The 806-nt window shown below is 34.9% G+C and carries 1 protein-coding gene and 1 pseudogene; both read right to left on the reverse strand.

Annotation, left to right across the window (positions count from 1 at the left end; translation table 11 throughout):
• Window positions 1-169 (reverse strand): annotated as a pseudogene (locus KJR01_RS09605) (bifunctional histidinol-phosphatase/imidazoleglycerol-phosphate dehydratase); the annotation flags it as partial.
• Window positions 166-806, reverse strand: a 641-nt coding sequence (hisD, locus tag KJR01_RS09610) for a histidinol dehydrogenase (RefSeq protein ID WP_214119014.1), incomplete at its 5' end; no start/stop codon positions are given. The gene hisD and the pseudogene KJR01_RS09605, both read right to left, overlap by 4 nt.

Here is an 806-nt window from a genome sequence, read left to right on the forward strand (position 1 = left end):
CTTGATTGCTTACCATGACAAATTTAAATCCAAAATTTTTTAGTTTTAAAAGAGTAGGAATAGCATCTTTTTCAAAACGCAATTTTTCAAGAGTATCGATTTGAAAATCGCTTTTTGGCTCCTCTATTAAAGTGCCATCTCTATCTATAAAAAGGATTTTTTGACTCATTTTAAGCTCTCTAAACGAAAAGTTACTGCATTTTTGTGTGCGTCTAAATGCTCATTTGAAGCTAAAATTTCAACACTTTTTCCTAAATTTATAAAGCCTTCTTTGCTAAGCTCTTGTACGCTCATTCTTTTACTATAATCAGCTAAACACAAGCTAGAATGCGTTTTAGTAAGTCCATAAGTTGGCAAGACATGATTTGTTCCGCTTGCGTAATCACCCATGGATTCTGGACTTAACTCACCTAAAAATACAGATCCAGCGTGTTTGACTTTATCTAAAAGTTCGCGAGGATTTTGTGTTTGTATGATTAAGTGCTCAGGTGCGTAAAGATTTGAGATTAAAAGAGCTTCATCTAAGTTTTTTGCAATGATGATTTTAGAATTTGCAATGCTTTTAGACGCTAATTCTTTTCTTGGTAAATTTTCAAGTTGGCGGCTTACTTCATCACTCGCACCTTGTGCAAATTCTTTGCTTAAGCATACTAAAATCACTTGAGAATCTGCGCCGTGTTCAGCTTGTGAAAGCAAGTCGCTTGCTACAAATTTAACATTTGCTTTCTCATCTGCTATGACTAAAACTTCACTAGGTCCAGCTTGCATATCTATAGCAGCTCCGTTTATATCACTACTTACTTGGC

Source organism: Campylobacter sp. 2018MI10 (genome assembly GCF_018501175.1).
In the GTDB taxonomy this organism is placed as follows: domain Bacteria; phylum Campylobacterota; class Campylobacteria; order Campylobacterales; family Campylobacteraceae; genus Campylobacter_E.